Annotated in this window: 18 protein-coding genes; 3 read left to right on the top strand and 15 right to left on the bottom strand. The window is 49.6% G+C overall.

Features of this window, described 5'->3' with window-relative positions; genetic code table 11:
• Positions 1-14: 14 nt before the first annotated feature.
• From D889_RS0100930 to cyoE, 5 genes are all read right to left on the bottom strand, one after another.
• The gene (locus tag D889_RS0100930; protein WP_010631051.1) at positions 15-266 is read right to left on the bottom strand and encodes a YlbE-like family protein; all 252 of its coding nucleotides are present in this window, start codon (positions 264-266) and stop codon (positions 15-17) included.
• 15 nt (positions 267-281) lie between these two features.
• Complete coding sequence (gene ylbD / locus D889_RS0100935; protein WP_018962067.1) at positions 282-746, bottom strand: spore coat protein YlbD; 465 nt, start codon at positions 744-746, stop codon at positions 282-284.
• Between the two features lie 113 nt (positions 747-859).
• Positions 860-1909 carry a CAP domain-containing protein gene (locus D889_RS0100940; protein WP_010631053.1) on the bottom strand — a complete coding sequence of 350 codons (1050 nt, stop codon included), beginning with the start codon at positions 1907-1909 and terminating at the stop codon, positions 860-862.
• Between the two features lie 82 nt (positions 1910-1991).
• Complete coding sequence (locus D889_RS0100945; RefSeq protein ID WP_010631054.1) at positions 1992-2522, bottom strand: hypothetical protein; 531 nt, start codon at positions 2520-2522, stop codon at positions 1992-1994.
• 232 nt (positions 2523-2754) lie between these two features.
• The gene (gene cyoE, locus D889_RS0100950) at positions 2755-3690 is read right to left on the bottom strand and encodes a heme o synthase (protein ID WP_010631055.1); all 936 of its coding nucleotides are present in this window, start codon (positions 3688-3690) and stop codon (positions 2755-2757) included.
• 388 nt (positions 3691-4078) lie between these two features.
• On the opposite strand from cyoE, the gene D889_RS0100955 reads away from it, so the two are divergent.
• Complete coding sequence (locus tag D889_RS0100955; RefSeq protein WP_010631056.1) at positions 4079-4987, top strand: COX15/CtaA family protein; 909 nt, start codon at positions 4079-4081, stop codon at positions 4985-4987.
• Between the two features lie 92 nt (positions 4988-5079).
• Here D889_RS0100955 and pyc read toward each other — a convergent pair whose 3' ends face one another.
• The 3 genes from pyc to D889_RS0100970 form a co-directional block, all read right to left on the bottom strand.
• On the bottom strand, positions 5080-8523 hold the full coding sequence (gene pyc / locus D889_RS0100960; protein WP_010631057.1) for a pyruvate carboxylase: 3444 nt from the start codon (positions 8521-8523) through the stop codon (positions 5080-5082).
• The gene (locus D889_RS0100965; protein ID WP_010631058.1) at positions 8504-9667 is read right to left on the bottom strand and encodes an FtsW/RodA/SpoVE family cell cycle protein; all 1164 of its coding nucleotides are present in this window, start codon (positions 9665-9667) and stop codon (positions 8504-8506) included. The genes pyc and D889_RS0100965 overlap by 20 nt, the downstream gene beginning before the upstream one ends.
• A gap of 103 nt (positions 9668-9770) precedes the next feature.
• Complete coding sequence (locus D889_RS0100970) at positions 9771-10046, bottom strand: Fpa/YlaN family protein (protein ID WP_010631059.1); 276 nt, start codon at positions 10044-10046, stop codon at positions 9771-9773.
• 209 nt (positions 10047-10255) lie between these two features.
• Between D889_RS0100970 and D889_RS0100975 the strand changes: the two genes are divergently transcribed.
• Positions 10256-10462: a YlaI family protein gene (locus D889_RS0100975; protein WP_010631060.1), complete on the top strand. Its 207-nt coding sequence runs from the start codon at positions 10256-10258 to the stop codon at positions 10460-10462.
• A gap of 189 nt (positions 10463-10651) precedes the next feature.
• Here the strand turns inward: D889_RS0100975 and typA are convergent, their stop codons facing one another.
• Positions 10652-12505, bottom strand: coding sequence for a translational GTPase TypA (gene typA, locus D889_RS0100985; RefSeq protein WP_010631061.1), 1854 nt, complete (start codon positions 12503-12505; stop codon positions 10652-10654).
• 190 nt (positions 12506-12695) lie between these two features.
• Here typA and D889_RS0100990 point away from each other — a divergent pair, with 190 nt between their 5' ends.
• Positions 12696-12881: a DUF5325 family protein gene (locus D889_RS0100990; protein WP_010631062.1), complete on the top strand. Its 186-nt coding sequence runs from the start codon at positions 12696-12698 to the stop codon at positions 12879-12881.
• 19 nt (positions 12882-12900) lie between these two features.
• On the opposite strand, the gene D889_RS0100995 is transcribed toward D889_RS0100990, so the two are convergent.
• The 6 genes from D889_RS0100995 to pdhA all read right to left on the bottom strand — a co-directional run bounded on the left by D889_RS0100995 (position 12901) and on the right by pdhA (position 19397).
• The gene (locus tag D889_RS0100995) at positions 12901-13746 is read right to left on the bottom strand and encodes an inositol monophosphatase family protein (RefSeq protein ID WP_238537555.1); all 846 of its coding nucleotides are present in this window, start codon (positions 13744-13746) and stop codon (positions 12901-12903) included.
• A 267-nt stretch (positions 13747-14013) separates the two neighbouring features.
• A complete protein-coding gene (locus D889_RS0101000) occupies positions 14014-14202 on the bottom strand; it encodes a hypothetical protein (RefSeq protein WP_010631064.1) in 189 nt (62 codons plus the stop codon).
• A 301-nt stretch (positions 14203-14503) separates the two neighbouring features.
• Positions 14504-15913, bottom strand: coding sequence for a dihydrolipoyl dehydrogenase (gene lpdA / locus D889_RS0101005; protein WP_010631065.1), 1410 nt, complete (start codon positions 15911-15913; stop codon positions 14504-14506).
• A 2-nt stretch (positions 15914-15915) separates the two neighbouring features.
• Positions 15916-17187 carry a dihydrolipoamide acetyltransferase family protein gene (locus D889_RS0101010; protein ID WP_010631066.1) on the bottom strand — a complete coding sequence of 424 codons (1272 nt, stop codon included), beginning with the start codon at positions 17185-17187 and terminating at the stop codon, positions 15916-15918.
• Positions 17188-17331: 144 nt separating this feature from the next.
• The gene (locus D889_RS0101015) at positions 17332-18309 is read right to left on the bottom strand and encodes an alpha-ketoacid dehydrogenase subunit beta (RefSeq protein WP_010631067.1); all 978 of its coding nucleotides are present in this window, start codon (positions 18307-18309) and stop codon (positions 17332-17334) included.
• Positions 18306-19397 carry a pyruvate dehydrogenase (acetyl-transferring) E1 component subunit alpha gene (pdhA, locus tag D889_RS0101020; protein ID WP_010631068.1) on the bottom strand — a complete coding sequence of 364 codons (1092 nt, stop codon included), beginning with the start codon at positions 19395-19397 and terminating at the stop codon, positions 18306-18308. Before pdhA ends, D889_RS0101015 begins: the two co-directional genes overlap by 4 nt.
• Between the last annotated feature and the right edge of the window lie 103 nt (positions 19398-19500).

The following is a 19500-nucleotide window of genomic DNA, read 5'->3' on the forward strand; positions in this document are numbered from 1 at the left end:
TCCGTTCCCTGCGCTCACTTATCCGGCTGACTCTGACTCACCACCGCCTGGGTCATATTCATCAGCATGGACATCAGGCCAATCTGGCTATTCAGCCGGTCCAGCCGTTGTCCGAGCGTCCGGCCGTAAAAAGCATCCGCAGATTTTTTTAAACGGTTCAGTTGCCATGGATCTCTGCTCAGCAGGCGATACCACTCGGGATGCAGCCGGACAAACAGTTTTTGATCCGGTCTTTGATCCAGATACTGGATGATCTCGGTACGCATCTGTCACCTTTCCTTTCAGAAATAATACGGCCGCTGCGTGTCCGGTGAGTTCCCGGGGCCGGTTCCTGTGCCAGGCGCCTGTGCGGCATCATTTTGTCCGCCGCCATTGTTCTGCTGAGGCGCCCCGCCGTTTTGCCCGCTGCCGTTCTGACTGAACTGACTGATCAGTGAGCGAATTCCGGTTAATGCCCCATTCACGGTGTTCAGTCGTTCCTGCCAGCGTCCTGTATCGATATGGTCAACTTTATCCACGATCTTTTTCCAGGACAGTGATGAAGCCGGAGCATCTTTTTCTTCTTTTTTCGCGACTTTGGCACCGTATTTTTCCCAGACAGGATCATCTTCACCAAAAATCACCCATTCATCAAACAGATGGCTCCAGCTTAAATGATGTTCCCGGACATAATCCACAATTTCCGGGTTTCTGCGTAAAAATTTTTTGAACCGGTTCAATGCATCGTTGGTCTTCTCTTCAGCCATCATCCACACTCCCTCTCAGCATATATGCCTCGGTGGCCGCTCAAGGCCGTGTCTGAAGACGCAGCCTGCTTAATGCCATCATAATCGGCAGATGAAAAGAGGTGCGCCCAATTTTACGGGCGCATGGGGGAAACAAAGTCTTGAGTATACTCGTTTGTAAACGCGCCGACACCGAGCTGAGTAAAGTCCGGGCTCAACATGTTGCTGCGATGATCCGGACTGTTCAGCCAGCCCATCGTTACTGCGGCAGCATCTGTATACCGCGCTGCGATATTCTCTCCGGCATATTGAAAAAGGATCCCTTCCCGCTCAAGCCGGGTCTTTAAATCCCCGGACCATTTGGAATCATGGGAGAAATAGTTCCTGAGTTTCATCTCCCGGCTATGCAGGTAGGCGGCATGCGCGGCCCTGGAATCCCACGTGAGTGTCTCCCGGTGATTCCGGGCTCTGAGAATATTTGTTATATCAAAAATTTCTTTTTCCTCACCGCGATCTACTGCAGTTTGGCGCTTCGATGAAATCTGCGGTCTTGAGGGTAAATGTCCGGCATAGCTCAGTGAATAAGGACGCTGAAGCAAGAGAACGGCTGAATTTAAATAGCGCACGCCCTGCAGCCGTCCGGTCATCCGGTCAATGTCAAGTTGTGCCCAGCCGGATTTCAGCCGGATCAGCGGCCTTGCTGCCAGGTCATCCGCATTCAATTCGAAGTTAACCATCAGTCCCTTCTCATTTAAAGGCACGGTTGCTGCTTCCTTTTTTAAAAAATGAGCGGCCGGCTGACCGATCAGAAACGGTGCGGTATCCAATTTCCTGCCCAATGCATAGACGGTTTCCACGCGATGCGATTGTTGGCCGATTCCGATCTGAATATAATTCTCCGTATTTCTGCCATAGACCAACCACTGATAGCCGAATTCAGTCGGATCCGTTCGCTCCGGTTTCCCGAAGGAGCGAACGATACTTTCTTCACTTTTACCGATCAGTTTTTGGATCCCCGTCTTAGGAATTTTTACCGGAGGTGCCGCAGAGACTCCGGCGGAAACCGATTTGACCGAATCCGGATTCGGTACCATCCGGGCAGGGAGATTCATCTCACTGATGAAAAACATACCGGTGAATACCAGAACTGCAAGAAAGAAAACTATTCTATTGAATCTTTGCACCTTCTGCCTCCCGGATAGTTTAATCTGACGACCCAATTATAACCGTTACCAGATGCGAAAAGCCACGGTCGTGAATCGCTTTTCATTTGATTTTCTCAGCTGTTAACAGCACCCAGAACTCACCGTCCGCACTTCTGGCATGACCTGTCCCCAAGAATAAAACAGATTTATTGCTTACAAACCGATCAATCGCCGTGCCCGGCCACAGTGCGGGATCGGCAAGTCTTTTGTCCGGCGGCACAGAAATAATCAGGCTATGCACGCGTATCTTGCTCCGGCCCATTCCTGAGAGCAGTGTATTCAGTTTATGATCAACCAGGGCATGAGTCTTACCGGCTGCCCGACTTTTCGCCTCAAGCCGGGCAAGCCGGAACAAGTCCCAGTCTGCTTTCAGCATTCTGAGGTGGTTCTGTTGCCGGTACAGATTGATTTTCTCGGAAAGTGTTTTTTCATCCGTGAGCACAGGTGAAAAATGGGGACGGGCAAGTTGTGCCGGCGTCCGTTTCATTTCTGCAGGTGTCCCTTCAGCATATAAACCGGAAAGCAGCGGAATACCGGCCAGCAGGATGACTAAGAGCAGGATTCGGGTCTGCGTCCGGAAACGGCCGTTCATCAGGATTCCTCCCCCCCGACATGCATTTCTACCCTCCATTTTTGACAGAAACGGAAATGCGTAAACATTCTGTATCCGGTGCAGATTGTAGAGATTGCTCCGGCCGCCGGTCTCCCGGAAATATTCGGACGGGCGTTCTGCATTCTATTCTATTTAACCGCCGGCACAGATATGAAAATTGCCGGGAAGCTTATTTCCCGGCAATTCACAAGGAGATGGGTAAATCAATGGATCAGATAAAGGTAGCAATAATCATCAGCATGAAGAGCAGGGTCAGATAGTTCAGCGAGATCACGAACATGATCCGCGCCCATCTGACAATATCCTTCGTGAACAGTCCGGCAATGGCGTAACATAGCCAGCCGAAACCAAGCAGCAGTGCCGACACGATATAAAAAGTGCCCAGAGAATACAGTAACAGCGAAACCGGTACCAGGACGGCAACATAAATGATCATCTGCCGCTGCGTCACTGAGAAACCGGCGACGACCGGGAGCATCGGAATCCCTGCCCGACGGTATTCTTTAACCCTTTTGATCGCGAGCGAAAGGAAATGCGGCGGCTGCCAGAGGAACATAATCAGAAACAGCACCCAGGGTACCGGTGAAGTCATGGACGGATCCACTACGGCCCATCCGACAAGCGGCGGCACTGCACCGGCAATACTGCCGACAACCGTATTAATGGTATAGGTGCGTTTCAGCCACATCGTATAAATCAATACATAGACAAACAGCCCGACAAAGCCGAAGAATGCGGCTGTCGGTGAAGCCGCAAGCAGCAGGATCAGACCGGATACAGACAAGCAGATACCCATTTTCAAAACATTGCTCCCGGTAAATCTGCCCGTCGCCGACGGCCGTTTCTGTGTCCTTTCCATTAATGGATCAATATCCCTGTCGATATAGTTATTCAGGGAACAGCCCCCCGCAATAATCAATGCGGTTCCGGCAAGTGCGAAAAAGCCCGGCAGAAGAAACGATAAAACCGACTGGCCGGTAAAATACAAAGCCAGCCATAGTCCTGTAAATGTAGTGATTAAATTAGAATTCACAATTCCGATTTTCACTGTGGTCAGCACGTCTTTAACCAGACTGCCCGACCCCTCTGTTTCCGTACGCAGATCTGTCTCTTCCATGGTTTGCGCACTGAACACCGGTTTGCTCATAAATGATTCCTTCTCTCTGTTAAAGATTGCTGCCATTACATTTCCTATTTTATTTTCGATTTATGCCGATCAATACGAAACAAATTGGTTCTCATCGATCCAGGTAACTATCCGGCACTGCAAAAATCTTCCTGAATCCATAAACTATTATATATGAAAAACATTTATTTGTCCTCAATATGAAACAATGACTAATATCACATATAAGGCAACGACGATCCGACATTTAGCGACAGTATTCTTACAACTTGCTCAGCAACATACAGATTATGCCCCCTTCTCCAGTGAATCTGTTAGAATAAAGACTGGGTTCATATCCGGTTTTGAAGTACTGCCCGATCAAACAGGATAATGAACCTGAGACATTTCAGAGACAGGTGATCTGTATATGAAAGACCGATATCTTCGACTTCTCAGCCTGCTGGCTGCATTGGCTGTTCTTATTGTTGTTCTGATGGGAACGCTTGTGACCAACACCGGATCCGCCTATGGATGCGGCAATAACTGGCCGTTATGCAACGGACAGGTGATACCGACATCACAGGCGCACCAGACTTGGATTGAATTCAGCCACCGGGTTGTTTCCGGAATCTCCTCAATTCTTGTCGTGATTGTCGCCGTCTGGTCCTGGATCCGATTTAAAAAGATCAAAGAAGTTCGCTTTCTGGCGATTTCCTCCGTATTTTTTATATTTCTTCAGGCGTTTCTCGGGATGGGAGCTGTTGTCTGGGGCCAATCATCGGTTGTTCTGGCCCTTCACTTCGGCGTCTCCCTTCTGTCCTTTTCCAGCAACCTTTTGCTCGCCTTTGTGATCTGTGAAGAAACGCTGCCTCATGCAAAAAGGATCATCCCGCACATTCGCCGGGGCATGACATTGAATTTTATTCTTCTCGGCATTTATACGTATGTGCTGATGTATTCCGGCGCTTTTGTGAGACATACGCAATCCAGTCTCGGCTGCACTGATTTTCCGCTTTGCAACGGACAAATTCTTCCTGAACCGCTGATCAGTAAAGCCGGCGTTCAGTATCTGCATCGGGTGCTCGCCGCGATTCTTTTAATCTGGCTGATTGCCACTCTTGTCACCTGCCTGAAAAAATATCGTTCGATGCCAAGCCTTTCCGTGATCCTGTCTGTTGCTTTATTACTCATTATCCTGCAGTCAATCTCCGGAATCTATATTATCATCACCCGAATGGCTCTCGTCTTTTTACTGCTTCATGCACTGTTTGTCACAGCGTTCTTCGGAATCCTGATGATTCTGATAATGCTGGGCTTGAGACGCAGCGAAGAATAACAGGCAACCGCTTCTCAGCAAAACACAAAGCAGCAGGCAAGAGAACTGATCAGTTCTCCTGCCTGCTGCTTTGCTTATCATGAATGAGAAATTTACTCGAGTTCGATCATCAGATCGCCTGCTTCGATCACATCGTTGGCGTCAACGTAAACCTTCTTGATCGTTCCATCAGAAGGTGCCTGAACCGTTGTCTCCATCTTCATCGCTTCAGTGATCAGCAGATGATCGCCTTTCTTTACGCGTTCACCCGAGGAGACCAGCACTTTCATGACGGTACCCGGCATAGACGCGCCAATTTGCTTCTGATTGCCCCTGTCCGCCTTTTGATGTGCGGTCACGGTGGACTGGACACTCAGGTCTCTGATTGAAACTTCACGTGGCTGGCCGTTCAGTTCAAAGTAACAAGTACGCGACCCGTCGTTCTGTGCCTCACCGATGGAAATCAGTTTGACAATCAGCGTCTTGCCCTCTTCAATATTAACGGCAACCTCCTCGCCCAGTCGCAGCCCGTAGAAAAAGGTCGGCGTCTCGAGTACGCTGATCCGTCCGTACTGCTCGCAAAATTCCAGATATCCGGAATAAACTTTGGGATACAAACCGTAAGAAATCACTTCGTCATCAGCAAATTTCCGGCTGTATTTCTCTTCGAGTGTTGCCCGCAGTTCTTTAAGATCAATGGATTGCAAAAGTTTTCCGGGTCGTTCTGTCAGCGGCTTTCTCCCTTTTAATATGATACTCTGCAATTCCTTTGGGAAACCCTGGTAAGGCTGACCCAGCTCACCCATAAAGAAACTGATGACTGAATTCGGGAAATCCAGCTGCTCTCCGCGCTCGAAGATATCATCTTCATTCAGGTTGTTCTGAACCATGTAAAGGGTCATATCACCGACAACCTTGGATGACGGAGTTACTTTAATAATATCGCCAAACATCAGATTGACACGGCGATACATGTCCTTAACTTCTTCAAACCGGTCGCCCAGCCCGACAGAGATTGCCTGCTGACGCAGATTGCTGTACTGCCCGCCCGGCATTTCAAGTTTATAAATTTCCGCATTCGATGCGTTCATACCGCTTTCAAATGGATAGTAATATTTGCGGACTCTTTCCCAGTAGTGGCTGAGCGACTCAAGGGCATCAATCGATACTTCCGGCTGACGGTCGTTTGTGCCGAGCGCATAATAAAGCGTGTTGGCACTTGGCTGGGAGGTCATTCCGGCCAGAGCTTCAACCGCTACATCAACGATATCCACACCGGCTTCGATCGCCCGGACATAAGTATAGATACCATTGCCGCTTGTATCGTGTGTATGCAGATGAATCGGAATCGATATCGTATCCTTCAATTCCGAGATGAGTTCATAAGCCGCTTCCGGTTTCAGAAGTCCGGCCATGTCCTTGATTCCCAGAATATGTGCACCGGAATTCTCCATATCTTTTGCCAGATTCTTATAGTAGTCAAGATTGAATTTGGTTCGTTTTCCATCAAGAATATCGCCTGTATAGCACATCGTGCACTCGGCGATCTTCCCGCTCTCGAGAACGGCATCCAGAGAAACTTTCATCCCTTCAAGCCAATTCATGCAATCGAATACGCGGAAAACATCGACGCCTTCTTTGGCTGCCTGATTTACAAATGCTCTGATGATGTTATCCGGATAATTTTTGTAACCCACTGCATTTGAACCGCGCAGCAGCATTTGCAGAAGGATATTCGGCATTTTCTTTCGTATGTCGCGAAGCCGTGCCCATGGATCTTCTCTCAGGAAACGATAGGCGGTATCAAATGTCGCACCGCCCCATGCCTCTTCTGAAAAAAGGTTGGGGAGAAGATGCGCCGTCTGTGCGGCGACTTTGACAAGATCCTTACTGCGCATCCGCGTTGCCAGAAGACTTTGATGGGCATCCCGGAATGTCGTGTCGGTAAGCAGGACATGTTTCTGCGCGCTGACCCATCTGGAGACGCCTTCGGGACCTTGCGCCTCAAGAATCTGCTTCGTTCCTGAAGGGAAAGGTTCGGACAGCTTGACATCCGGAAGCTGCGGTTTTTCAAAGACTGGCTTTTTCTTCTTCGGAATGCCTGTGTAACCGTTGATCGTGACATTACCGATATAACTCAGCATTTTTGTCCCGCGATCCAGACTCTTTTCAAAGGAAAAGAGTTCCGGCGTCGAATCGATAAACGATGTGGAGACATTTCCGGAAAGAAAGACCGGATGCTGAACCACATTAATCAGAAATGGAATGTTCGTCTTGATCCCGCGTATACGGAACTCTTTTAAATTCCGCAGCATTTTAGCCGCGGCGCCTTTAAACGTCATCGACCAGGTGGACAATTTGACGAGCAGCGAATCATAATATGGGGTGATCACTGAACCGGTAAATGCATTTCCGGCATCAAGACGGACACCAAAACCGCCACCGCTGCGATAGGCGACAATTTTTCCTGTATCCGGCATGAAATTATTAGCCGGATCTTCCGTCGTCACGCGGCACTGAATGGCGTGTCCGTAAGTATGAATATCTTTCTGTTCCGGAATCAGTACAGGATCTTCGTGCAGTCCGTATCCTTCAGCAATGAAGATCTGAGACTGGACAATATCAATCCCTGTAACCATCTCCGTCACAGTATGTTCCACCTGAACCCGTGGATTCACTTCAATAAAGTAAAACTTTCCGGACGGTTCAACCAGGAACTCAACAGTTCCGGCATTCAGATAATGGACACTTTTCATCAGCCGGACCGCTGAATCACAGATTTCATGGCGCAGGGATTCGCCGAGTCCGCGGCTTGGAGCCACTTCAACCACTTTCTGATGGCGTCGCTGGACAGAACAGTCGCGTTCAAACAGATGAACGGTCTCGCCGTCTTCATCAGCAATCACCTGAACTTCGATATGACGCGGCTCGTCCAGAAATTTTTCAACGTAGACATCTTCCTTGCCAAAGGTCTGTTTGGCTTCAGAGGTGGCACGTGCATAAGCTTCCTCAACGCTATTCTCACTGCGGACGATCCGCATACCGCGGCCGCCGCCGCCGAGAACGGCCTTGATAATGATCGGATAGCCATGATCGCGGCCGAAGGCTTTAACTTCTTCCACGGATGTCACCGGTCCGCCAGATCCCGGAATGACCGGTATTCCAGCTGCAACGGCTGCTTCCCGAGCTGCTGATTTGTCTCCGAAAGTGACCAGATGTTCCGGTTTGGGACCGACAAAAATGATCCCCTCTTCCTGACATCGCCGTGCAAAATCAGCATTTTCGGAGAGAAAGCCGTATCCGGGATGGATCGCGTCCACTTGATGCGCTTTGGCGATCTCAATGATCCCTTCGATATCCAGATAAGCCTCGATCGGTTTTTTATCTTCACCGACCAGATAAGACTCGTCTGCTTTATAGCGGTGATAAGAAGCAATATCTTCCTTAGAGTAAATGGCGACCGTCCGGATACCCAGTTCATTACAGGCACGACAGACACGAATCGCAATTTCCCCGCGGTTCGCAACAAGCAGTTTCTTAATAGTACGCTTTAACATTCTCTCTCTCCCCTTCCGCTTTGCCACTCGATCTGCCCATGTTCACATAGGCAGAAATATTGATCAGGACACAAATTGAAAACACCATGACGACCAGAGAAGTCCCGCCATAGCTAATAAAGGGCAGTGTTACTCCGGTTACCGGAAGCAGGCCGGTCGCTGCCCCGAGATTGACAAATGTCTGAATCGCCAGCATGCTTGAAATGCCAATAGCCAGAAGACTGCCAAAGACGTCTTTACACCGGATGGCCGTGACAAACCCGCGAAACACAAGATAGGCAATACACAGAATGATAAACAAAATTCCAAGCAGACCGAGCTCTTCGCCAACGATGGAGATGATAAAGTCGGTCTGCGGTTCGGGAAGAAAGCCTGTTTTTTCGATACTTCTTCCCAGGCCTTTTCCTATCAGGCCCCCGGACGCAATAGCGATATATGAATTGATCAGCTGCCGCCCCGTTGTGTTCGCTACAGAGAATGGATCATATGCAGCCGTAAACCTGCCCGTCTGGTAACCTTTGATCAGTTTTGGAATAAAAAGATAAAGAAGAACAGCACCCGAACTGAACAGTAATACCAGATGACGGAAACGGAGTCCGGAGCAAAGAAACATGACGACACTGATCGCAAAGATAATTGTCGCCGTTCCGAGATCGGGCTGACTGGCGATCATTCCGCAAAACACAAGCACCACGATCAGCGGCGGAACCACCGAAGTCATAAAATTGGAGATTGATTTTTGCTTATTTGATAATACATAGGCAAGGTAAAAAATCAGGGTAACTTTTGCGACTTCAGACGGCTGCAGGTTGACGGATCCTGCACGCAGCCATGACTGCGCATTATTCACCGTCATGCCGGCAAACTCAAGAAATACTAACAGTAAAAAGGACATAAGAAGTAAAAATTTAACAAATTTACGATATTTATAATACGGAACAGTCAGTCCGATGATTCCCGCGATCATTGCAGGAACCAGCCAGATCGACTGTCGGACAAAGAAATAACTTGGTGATCCATTTTTTAAAATAAGTGTCGCCCATACTGATCCTGCACTGTACACCATCAGCAATCCCAAAGCGATCAGCAGAAGCATGACGACCAGAATTGAATAATCATAATGACGAAAGAGCTTCTTTAACATGTGCTTCACCTGGCCCGGTACTTTCAAAAAATTAACGGGAACGGAGAAAGGAATGACGAGCCGCCCTTAAACAGGCAGTCTGATTCTCCACCTCGCATGGTTCCTATTTGCGCATGGACGCCTCATGGAGTGCCGAAACCTGCCGTTCAAGTGAACTCAGCAGTTCCCGGCCATCATCGGCACGTACCAGCCCCATACGAACCGCGAAATCAATTTCCCGCGAAAGGCCGAACATTTGTGTATCAAGCACCTCTTCGTAAAGGGGACATTTGGGAATTGTCAAATTTTCCATCTGTACCCCAATCAGTTTCAGGATTTTCCGGGCATCGGACTGAAGGAGCTCATAAGCTCTTTCGCGTTTGCCTATCGTCAGGTTCATGGACAATTTGGTTCCTCCCCTGTTTCCAGTTTCTTAATTTTAATCTTACAATCTGCACACTTAAAAAGCAAGATTCAGCAACGGTTTCACCGTCCGATCCGCTCATCCTCAGAGAGACAGACAACTTCCTTAACAATTATGCCGCTTTCCATCAAATTAGTCTGTTTCCCGTAAAACTGGTATACTGGAATCCAGTTGGGGGGATGATGATGAAAGTTAAATGCGTCATCTGTGATAAAATCTGTGAACTGGACGACCAGTCTTTGCTGGCCAAACGGCTGCGAAACCGCCCGATCCATACGTTTATGTGTCATGAATGTCATGAGCGCATCAGCAAACGTACAAGAGACAGATGGGCAAGCGGTAAATTCGTCCTTCACCTGCCCGCCGAAGGCAGAAAAGGATTAAGAAGTTAATTGTGTTTTTTCGTGTTCACGATCACCCGCTTTCCGGGGATGATCCGCGAGTCTCCTCGCATGAATCTTGCACCTTCCGCCCAGATGACAGAGATCGGGGTCAAAACAACACTATTTTTTTAACACAATCATTAAAAAAGGGCGTCCGTTTCCGGGCGTCCTTTTTGGTTATTCTGTTCATGCGGTTCGTCAGCCGTTGAATTTAGGAATTCTGCTGCCGCGCCGTTCGTAACGTTCACGTTCCCCTTTATTGAGGATCTTCTTGCGCATACGGACACTTTTCGGTGTAATCTCGCAATATTCATCCTCATTCAAATATGAAAGGGAGTCTTCAAGAGACATCTTTCTCGGTTCTTTCAGCGTGACGGAAATGTCCTTCGTAGATGACCGGACGTTTGTCGCATGTTTTGCTTTGGTTACATTCACCGTCAGATCGTCTTCGCGGTTATGCTCGCCGACAATCATGCCTTCGTACACATCGACGCCTGCACTAACGAACATCTCACCGCGGTCTTCAAGCGACGCCAGCGAATAAGCGGTCGTCTTCCCCTGATCCATTGAGATCATGACGCCGTTTCTGCGTCCGCCGATCTCTTCCTTGATCAGCGGAGCAAAATGATCGAAAGTGTGATTCAGAATGCCGTACCCGCGCGTGTCGGCCATGAACTGACGGTTAAAGCCGATCAGGCCGCGCGATGGAATCATGAAATTCAGACGTGTCTGTCCCGGCTGCTCCTGTTTCATATCTTTCAGTTCGGCCTTGCGCTGCCCCATCGATTCAATAACGGCGCCGACATATTCTTCAGGAACGTCGATCTGAACCGCTTCATAAGGTTCGCACAGTTTGCCGTCGATTTCCTTGGTGATAACCTGAGGCTTGGAAACGGAAAGTTCAAAGCCTTCACGGCGCATCGTTTCGATCAGGATCGAGAGATGAAGTTCACCGCGTCCGGAAACGATCCATGAATCATGTTTTTCAGAAGCCGGCTCTACCTTCAGGCTGACGTCACGTTCCATTTCCTGCATCAGCCGGGTTTCAATTTTGCGACTCGTTACTTTGTCGCCTTCCTTGCCGGCAAACGGGCTGGTATTCGGCAGAAAGGTCATCTTCAGCGTTGGTGCATCGATGCGCAGCGGTGCACACGGATCAATCTTATTGACGTCATTGATCGTGTCGCCGATATCGATATCAGAAATACCGGTGATGGCGATAATATCCCCGGATGACGCTTCCTGAATCTCATAGCGTTTCAGTGCCCGATAACCGAACAGTTTGGTAATCCGGAAGTTTTGAACTTCTTTGCCGCCGTTCTTAACAAGCGCCGCTTCCTCACCGACTTTAATTTTTCCGCGATAGATGCGGCCGATGCCGATACGGCCGACATAATCGTTATAGTCAAGCATGGTGACCTGGAACTGCAGGCCTTCATCACTGTTGTCAACAGGTGCCGGAACATCCTTCAGAATCATGTCCAGAACGACGCTCATATCCTGATCCACATGATCGGGATCGGTACCTGCCACGCCTTTGATAGCCGAAGTGTAGACGACAGGGAATTCGAGCTGATCTTCGTCGGCACCGAGGTCGATGAACAGATCGATGACTTCGTCGACGACTTCCTTCGGCCTGGCCATCGGCTTATCAATCTTGTTCACGACGACAATCGGACGAAGATGCTGTTCCAGTGCTTTTTTCAAAACGAAACGTGTCTGCGGCATGCAGCCTTCATAGGCGTCAACCAGGAGCAGCACGCCGTCGACCATCTTCATAATCCGTTCCACTTCACCGCCGAAATCCGCATGTCCGGGGGTATCGACAATATTAATCGTATGGTCTTTATAAGTGATACTTGTATTCTTTGCTAATATCGTGATGCCGCGTTCCCGCTCGATCGCGTTGGAATCCATGGCCCGCGTCTGAATATGCTGATTCTTCCGGAATGTTCCCGATTGCATCAAAAGCTTGTCTACCAAGGTTGTCTTCCCATGGTCGACATGTGCGATAATCGCGATATTCCTTAATTCTTCCCTGCGTTTTGTCATTTCTGCTTAATCTCCTCATTTACATAAACTTTCCAAATCCGGTCTTATACACATGCAAATCATTTTCTCACAAGGAAAGCCGGTTTGTCAATCCAGCCGACTTAAAGGAAATAATTTTCATTTAAACTTTGAAATACAATTCGTTGTAACTTCTTCATCTTCAATTTATCATGGAATAGGAAGGGTGGTGATGATCATGCGTTTTCTGTTCCTGCTGCTGGCATTCCTCGTCATTGTCGCATTAATCGGAGTTGGCGGAGGCATCGCTTACGGCCGGCCGTTGATCACGCTGATCAGCGTATTTGCCGTCATACTTTTCATGTGGCTCGGCTTTTATATCAAAAGCCGGCAGCAGAAAGCCCGTGATGAAGGCTGATCCATTTGTTTTTTGGGAGTTATCTGGAGAGCTGAGGGGGTTCCTTAACATATTTCCCAGAATCGATTTGCTGCTGGATATGCTTCGCAATAGAATCATGAAGTGCCGGACCCGCTGCCAGAACGGAGGTCCGGCTTTTCAGATCTACAGGAGCACCGTCCACCCTGCTTACTTTTCCGCCGACTTCTTTGATGAGCATCAGCCCGGCGGCATAATCCCACGGAGACAGACGCATTGTAAAGTAGGCGTCGATCAGGCCGGCCGCAACGTAAGCCAGTTCAATCGATGCTGCCCCGTAAGCTCTGGTTCCGCTGCATGTGCGGACGATATCGGTCAGGACATTCTCATCGATCAGACGGTTCGGCTTAATCCAGGTCATGCTCAGATCGATCAGTGCATCCTTTACAGCAACATTTTGCAGTTCCGGCAGCCGCCGGTTATTCTGGTAAACGCCTGAACCGTGAATACAGTGGAACAGCTCGTCCGCCATCACATCGTAAACGAACGCGGCTCTCCCCTTGCCGTCTTCATACACAGCCACAGAGATGGCAAAAAAGCGCTTCTGCATGACGTAGTTTAACGTGCCGTCGATCGGATCGACAAACCAGACGACACCTCTTAAGTCTGCCGGGGAATCGCCATATCCTTCTTCGGAGATAATTTTCTGCCCCGGATAATTGGCTCTGATTTTCCCCGTCAGAAATTTTTCCGTTTCTTTATCTCTGTTCGTAACCAGATCATTATGTGCCGTTTTCGTTCGAATGTCCACCGGATCGGAAAGTGTGTCCCTGAGTCTCGCACCCGCCTGTCTGATCCAGCTGGTCACACGACCCTCAAGCTCCTGCCAATATTGAGTGTTTATCATTCATCGTTCACTCCTGTTTCCTTGCTATGCCGTGATCACACATGGAGGATCAGCATCCTCTATGGCCAATCAACATCTTAAATAGTAGCGCATTTCATCTGATAAATAAAATGTGGCTTTACCAAACCTCACCGGAAATGGTAAAACCATGTTTTTTTTCATTCTGTTTCCCTTGCCTCCCGATCAACTCCGGTACACTCTAAGGCGCTGCTGCAGCTCGTGTCCGCGGATCCTTCTTAAAGGGCGGCGACGGTACGTCCTGCCTGCTCAGATTTCCAAAAGCAGCATCTCACGCCTCAGCTTTTCAAGCTTTGCTTTGCAGTTTGTGACCGTGTCCATATCTTTACTGATCAGTGCGTGATGCAACAGTCCCAGCTGAGTATCGATTTCCATTTTTAGTATCGGGATTCTCTTCTCCGCATCTTTTCTGTTCAGTGTCTGATTAATTGAATTCAATTTCCGCACATCCCTTCTGCATTTTGTTCCAAAGGGCTACTGAAAGATTGACCTGCAGCGAACACTGCACCAGCCGACTGCTTTTTCTTCATACTATGCGGCAGAATAAACCGTCTTGCTATAAAATTTAGATTTCTCCGATTTCAAAACGCCTATTTTCCCGGACCCCTGTCCATCCATCCAATGCGAAACAAACGATTTACAGTGAGAACGTATCAGGTAACAGTGAAAAAGCCGAAAAAAATCAGGCAGTTTCCCGCCTGATTAAAAGTAAAAAGTTCACCTGTTTAGCGAATGATGATCATTTAGCGACATGGATGGGCTTGCCAAGAACGACATCCGCTACTTCCATCGCCATTTCTCCCAGCGTCGGATGAGCATGAACCGTCAGCGAAATATCTTCAGCCGTCATCCCTGCTTCGATAGCCAGGCCAAATTCGGCAATCATATCGCTGGCGTTCGTGCCGACGATCTGGGCACCCAGCACAAGCCCGTCGGATTCACGGATAACCAGTTTAATAAAGCCGTCGGTCGCGCCGAGCGACAGCGCACGTCCATTGGCAGCGAACGGGAACTGCCCGGTTTTTACCTCATAACCCTGCTTCTTCGCCTCGTCTTCGGACAAACCGACGCTGGCAATCTCCGGATCAGAGAACACAACCGCCGGCATTGCCCGGTAATCGACTTCAGCAGGTTCGCCGCTGATCGCTTCGGCAGCTACCTTGCCTTCGTAGGATGCCTTATGAGCCAGTGCCAGGCCGGGAACAATATCGCCGATCGCATAAATTTTATCATTGCTGGTCTTGCCTTGTTTATCCACTTTAATGAGTCCGCGGTCCGTCGTGTCCACTCCGGCAAGGTCGAGTCCGATCTCTTTGGTATTCGGACGGCGGCCGACAGTCACCATTACATAATCTGCCTGGAAGGTCTCCGGTTTCCCCTTTATTTCTGCGGTTACCGTCACCCCGGATGCCGTCTCTTCGACGCCTTTTGCCATGGCTTCCGTGTAAACCGTTACGCCTTTGGCTTTAAGTCTTTTCTTGACCGGCGCAATCAGCCGCTTCTCAAAAGCCGGAAGAATCGATGGTGTGCCTTCAAGAATCACGACTTCCGTGCCGAAGCCTGCGAAAGCAGAGCTCAATTCGATGCCAATATAACCGCCGCCGATAACGACCAGTTTCTTCGGCAATTCCTTCAGAGCAAGTGCTCCGGTTGATGAAATAACCCGGTTGCTCCATTTGAAGCCCGGAATTTCAATCGGTGTCGAACCGGTTGCAAGGATGCAATGTTTGAATTTATAGCGTGATGATTCATAACCATGGTTGACACGAATGACATCAGGCTCAACAAAAAGTCCTTCGCCTTCAACCAGTTCAATGCCATGGGCCTTAAACAGACTCTTGACCCCGCCTGTCAGCCGGCCGACCACCTGACTTTTCCATTCCTGAACTTTGAGAAAGTCCAGGGTGACATTTTCTGCTTTGATGCCGAATGACTCAGAATTTTTGGCTTGTTCGAAACGATGGCTGGCTGAAATTAATGCTTTCGAAGGGATACAGCCGACATTCAGGCAGACACCGCCGACGTACTCCCGTTCAATCACAACCACTTTCTGTCCGAGCTGCGCGGCACGAATCGCTGCGACATATCCCCCGGGTCCTGCTCCGAGCACCACTGTGTCAACTTCTGTGGTAAATTCGCCAACAACCATCTTTACCCCTCCAAAATTAGGCGTTGCGGATCATTTAACAGCCTTTTTATTTTGTTCATTGCCCTCTGAGCCGTGGCTCCGTCGATCAGGCGGTGATCAAAGCTCATAGACAGAGCAAGCATAGGTGCAGCGACAACTTCGCCTTCGCGAATGATCGCTTTCTCAGCAATCCTGCCAATCCCCAGAATAGCAGATTCAGGCTGGTTGATGACAGGTGTAAACCATTGACCGCCTTCGGATCCGATATTGGAAATCGTGCAGGTCCCGCCCTTCATTTCAGCGGAAGTCAGTTTCCCGGTTCGTGCCTTCTCCGCCAGGTCGCTGATTTGTGCCGCAATTTCAAATAGGGACTTGGATTCGGCATGCTTGACCACAGGCACCACCAGCCCGGAATCCGTATCCGTGGCAATGCCGATGTTGTAATACTCCTTGTAGATAATTTCCTGATGCTCCTCATCCAGTGATGCATTGATAATCGGGAAAGCTTTTAAAGCGGCAATCAAAGATTTTATGATATAAGGTAAATAGGTCAGCTTCAGGCCTGCCTCCGCCGCTTCCTGTTTAAATGCTTTCCGGTGGGCCACCAGTTTCGTTACGTCGACATCGTCCATCAGCGTCACATGCGGTGCTGTCTGAACCGAGTGAACTGTGGCCCGGGCAATCGCCCGGCGTATCCCGATAAACTTTTCACGGTGCTCCGGAAAGGAGGATGTGCCGCCTGTAATCGGCCGTGTGTCCGTTGCAGTCTCGCTGCTGTTCGGCGCAGCCGCCGCTTCAGCCGGGGGAACCAGCGACGCGTCAACGTCTGACTTAAGTACCCGCCCGTTTCTCCCGGTACCATGAATCGCATGGATATCGATTCCCTTATCCCGTGCATATTTGCGTACGGACGGCATCGCAATCACCTGATGTCCGGCTGCCTGATCCTCCCTTTGAGCGGAAGCAGTTGCCGCACCGGCAGGCTGAACCGGATCAGGCACTCCGGGTTGTATGGATTCAGCAACTGCCTCCGGCTCCACTGCCTGATCATTATCCTGATCGGATTCCAGTGTGATGACGACGGTTCCCACCTCGACTGTCTGCCCTTCATCAGCATTCAGTTTCAATACTTTTCCATCAACCGGTGATGGAATTTCGACAACCGCCTTATCGTTCTGGACCTCGGCAAGTGCCTCGTCTTCTTTAACAAAATCACCTGGTTTGACAAACCATTTCAGAATTTCGCCTTCGTGGATGCCTTCGCCGATATCCGGCAGTTTAAACAGATAGGCCATTGGCGCTTACCTCCTTCAGTCCATTCATCAATCATTTCTGTCTCTTTTTATTGCTCGCTCTTTGATCACTCATTTGATGGCTCTTCGGCACTTGCCTGTCCTGTCAGGCAAGGATCCCCTGCCGTGAAAATCAGAGCTATATTTTTAAAAAGCCACTGTTTCCTTAGTCTTCTGAATGATGTCTGTTTCATTGGGCAGCCAGATATCTTCAGCCGCGGCAAACGGAAAAATCGTGTCCGGGGAAGTCACCCGCCCTACAGGCGCATCAAGGTAGAGAAGCGCCCGGTCATTGATCTCAGCAATAATATGCGAGGCGATTCCTGCCTGTTTCTGGGCCTCCTGAATCACCACTGCCCGTCCTGTCTTTTTTACCGATTCAGTGATCGTTTCTGTATCCAGCGGGCTGATCGTTCTCAGATCAATAATCTCCGCGTCAATCCCTTCCTTGCCGAGCTGTTCAGCGGCTTTCAATGTTGCCCGGACCATCGCCCCGTACGTAATCAGCGTAACCGCCGTTCCCTCGCGGACGACCTTCGCCTTGCCGATCTCGACGGTATACGCCTGCTCAGGGACTTCTTCTCTGAAGGACCGGTACAGTTTCATATGTTCCAGAAAGAGTACCGGATCGTTATCCCTGATCGCTGAGATGAGCAGGCCCTTCGCATCGTAGGGGTTGGACGGAATCACAACCTTCAGACCCGGACATTCATAGAATAGCCCCTCGAGGTTATCCGAATGCAGTTCCGGCGTCTTGACGCCGCCGCCGAATGGCGAACGGATCGTGACCGGAGCGTGATAGACTCCGCCGGATCGATAACGAAGGCGGGCCATTTGTGAGGCAATACTGTCCATTGCCTCAAAAACAAAGCCAAAAAACTGAATCTCCATTACCGGCCGGAAATTCTGGAGGGCAAGACCCAATGCCAGTCCGCCGATTCCTGACTCGGCGAGCGGCGTATCGAAGACGCGGTCTTCGCCGAACGCATCATAAAGTCCCTCGGTCGCTCGGAACACACCGCCGTTCTTAGCCACATCTTCGCCAAAGACCAGAACGTTTTCATCCTGATCGAGTTCGATGCGCATGGCATTGTTAATCGCCTGGATCATGGTCATTTGCGTCATTGCGCTTCCCCCTCCTTCTGTTCATAAATCTTAAGCTGTTCTTTTATCGGGGCCGTCGGCGTTTCGTACATATTCTTCAGCAGATCCGTGACCTTTTGTTTCGGTATTTGATCGGCTTCTTTCAATGCCGCAGCAACATCGCTTTTTGCCGTATTGACGGAATTTTCCTCATCCTCAGCAGACCAGAGACCACGCCCTTCAAGAAAAATGCGGAACCGGACCAGGGGATCCTTCTTCTCCCATTCATTCGTCAATTCTTTTGTCCGGTAGCGTGTCGGATCATCTCCGGCCATTGTATGCGGTCCGTATCTGTAAGTCAGTGTTTCAATCAGCGTCGGTCCTTTTCCGGAAACAGCCCGTTCCCTCGCATCTTTAGCTGCTGCATAAACCGCGAGCGGGTCCATTCCGTCTACCTGAATGCCATGAATACCGGCAGCTACGGCTTTTTGAGCGAGTGTCTGTGCTGCCGTCTGCTTTTCTACCGGAACAGAAATGGCAAAACGGTTATTCTGGTTAATAAATACGGCCGGAACCTTGAAAACTCCGGCAAAATTCAGAGCCTCGTAGAAGTCACCCTGAGACGTTGCCCCGTCGCCAAAATAGGTGAAAGCGACATTTTTCTTTCCTCTTTTTTTCAGGCCAAGCGCGATGCCTGTTGCCTGCGTGCACTGCGCAGCAATAATAATCTGCGGCATCAGCGCTTTCAGGTTTTCAGGAAAAGAACCGCCCTTGAAATGGCCGCGGGAATAAAGAAAAGCCATATATAATGGAAGGCCGTGCCAGACAAGCTGAGGGACATCCCGATAGGAAGGCAGCAGCCAGTCGTCTTTTTCCATTGCGAATTCGCTGGCCAGCATGGATGCCTCCTGGCCGGCTACGGGCGCGTAAAAGCCAAGGCGTCCCTGCCTGTTCAGCGACAAAGCACGCTGATCCCAGATTCTTGTGTAAACCATACGGTGCATCAGCGCTTTAAGGTCATCATCGGACAAATCCGGCATTTCCTGTTCACGGATCAGCCGACCTTGTTCATCCAGGATTCTGTATGGTGCGAATTGATCCTGTGTCTCTTCAACATTTTTTGCAGGCATCGTGATCACCTCTTCCTTCAGAATTCGCGTTTGGCCGCGCTAAGTGATCTATATCACAGAAGCGCTTCCAATTCCTGATATGAAACCCCTGCTTCTTCAGGCA

This window comes from Sporolactobacillus vineae DSM 21990 = SL153 (assembly GCF_000377985.1).
Taxonomy (GTDB): domain Bacteria; phylum Bacillota; class Bacilli; order Bacillales; family Sporolactobacillaceae; genus Sporolactobacillus; species Sporolactobacillus vineae.

Bases quoted from the DNA above. Each gene is read 5' to 3' on its own strand.
- D889_RS0100930 (WP_010631051.1), bottom strand. From the start codon at position 266: ATGCGTACCGAGATCATCCAGTATCTGGATCAAAGACCGGATCAAAAA.
- ylbD (WP_018962067.1), bottom strand. From the start codon at position 746: ATGGCTGAAGAGAAGACCAACGATGCATTGAACCGGTTCAAAAAATTT.
- D889_RS0100945 (WP_010631054.1), bottom strand. From the start codon at position 2,522: ATGAACGGCCGTTTCCGGACGCAGACCCGAATCCTGCTCTTAGTCATC.
- cyoE (WP_010631055.1), bottom strand. From the start codon at position 3,690: ATGAGCAAACCGGTGTTCAGTGCGCAAACCATGGAAGAGACAGATCTG.
- D889_RS0100955 (WP_010631056.1), top strand. From the start codon at position 4,079: ATGAAAGACCGATATCTTCGACTTCTCAGCCTGCTGGCTGCATTGGCT.
- pyc (WP_010631057.1), bottom strand. From the start codon at position 8,523: ATGTTAAAGCGTACTATTAAGAAACTGCTTGTTGCGAACCGCGGGGAA.
- D889_RS0100965 (WP_010631058.1), bottom strand. From the start codon at position 9,667: ATGTTAAAGAAGCTCTTTCGTCATTATGATTATTCAATTCTGGTCGTC.
- D889_RS0100970 (WP_010631059.1), bottom strand. From the start codon at position 10,046: ATGAACCTGACGATAGGCAAACGCGAAAGAGCTTATGAGCTCCTTCAG.
- D889_RS0100975 (WP_010631060.1), top strand. From the start codon at position 10,256: ATGAAAGTTAAATGCGTCATCTGTGATAAAATCTGTGAACTGGACGAC.
- typA (WP_010631061.1), bottom strand. From the start codon at position 12,505: ATGACAAAACGCAGGGAAGAATTAAGGAATATCGCGATTATCGCACAT.
- D889_RS0100990 (WP_010631062.1), top strand. From the start codon at position 12,696: ATGATCATGCGTTTTCTGTTCCTGCTGCTGGCATTCCTCGTCATTGTC.
- D889_RS0100995 (WP_238537555.1), bottom strand. From the start codon at position 13,746: ATGATAAACACTCAATATTGGCAGGAGCTTGAGGGTCGTGTGACCAGC.
- lpdA (WP_010631065.1), bottom strand. From the start codon at position 15,913: ATGGTTGTTGGCGAATTTACCACAGAAGTTGACACAGTGGTGCTCGGA.
- D889_RS0101010 (WP_010631066.1), bottom strand. From the start codon at position 17,187: ATGGCCTATCTGTTTAAACTGCCGGATATCGGCGAAGGCATCCACGAA.
- D889_RS0101015 (WP_010631067.1), bottom strand. From the start codon at position 18,309: ATGACGCAAATGACCATGATCCAGGCGATTAACAATGCCATGCGCATC.
- pdhA (WP_010631068.1), bottom strand. From the start codon at position 19,397: ATGCCTGCAAAAAATGTTGAAGAGACACAGGATCAATTCGCACCATAC.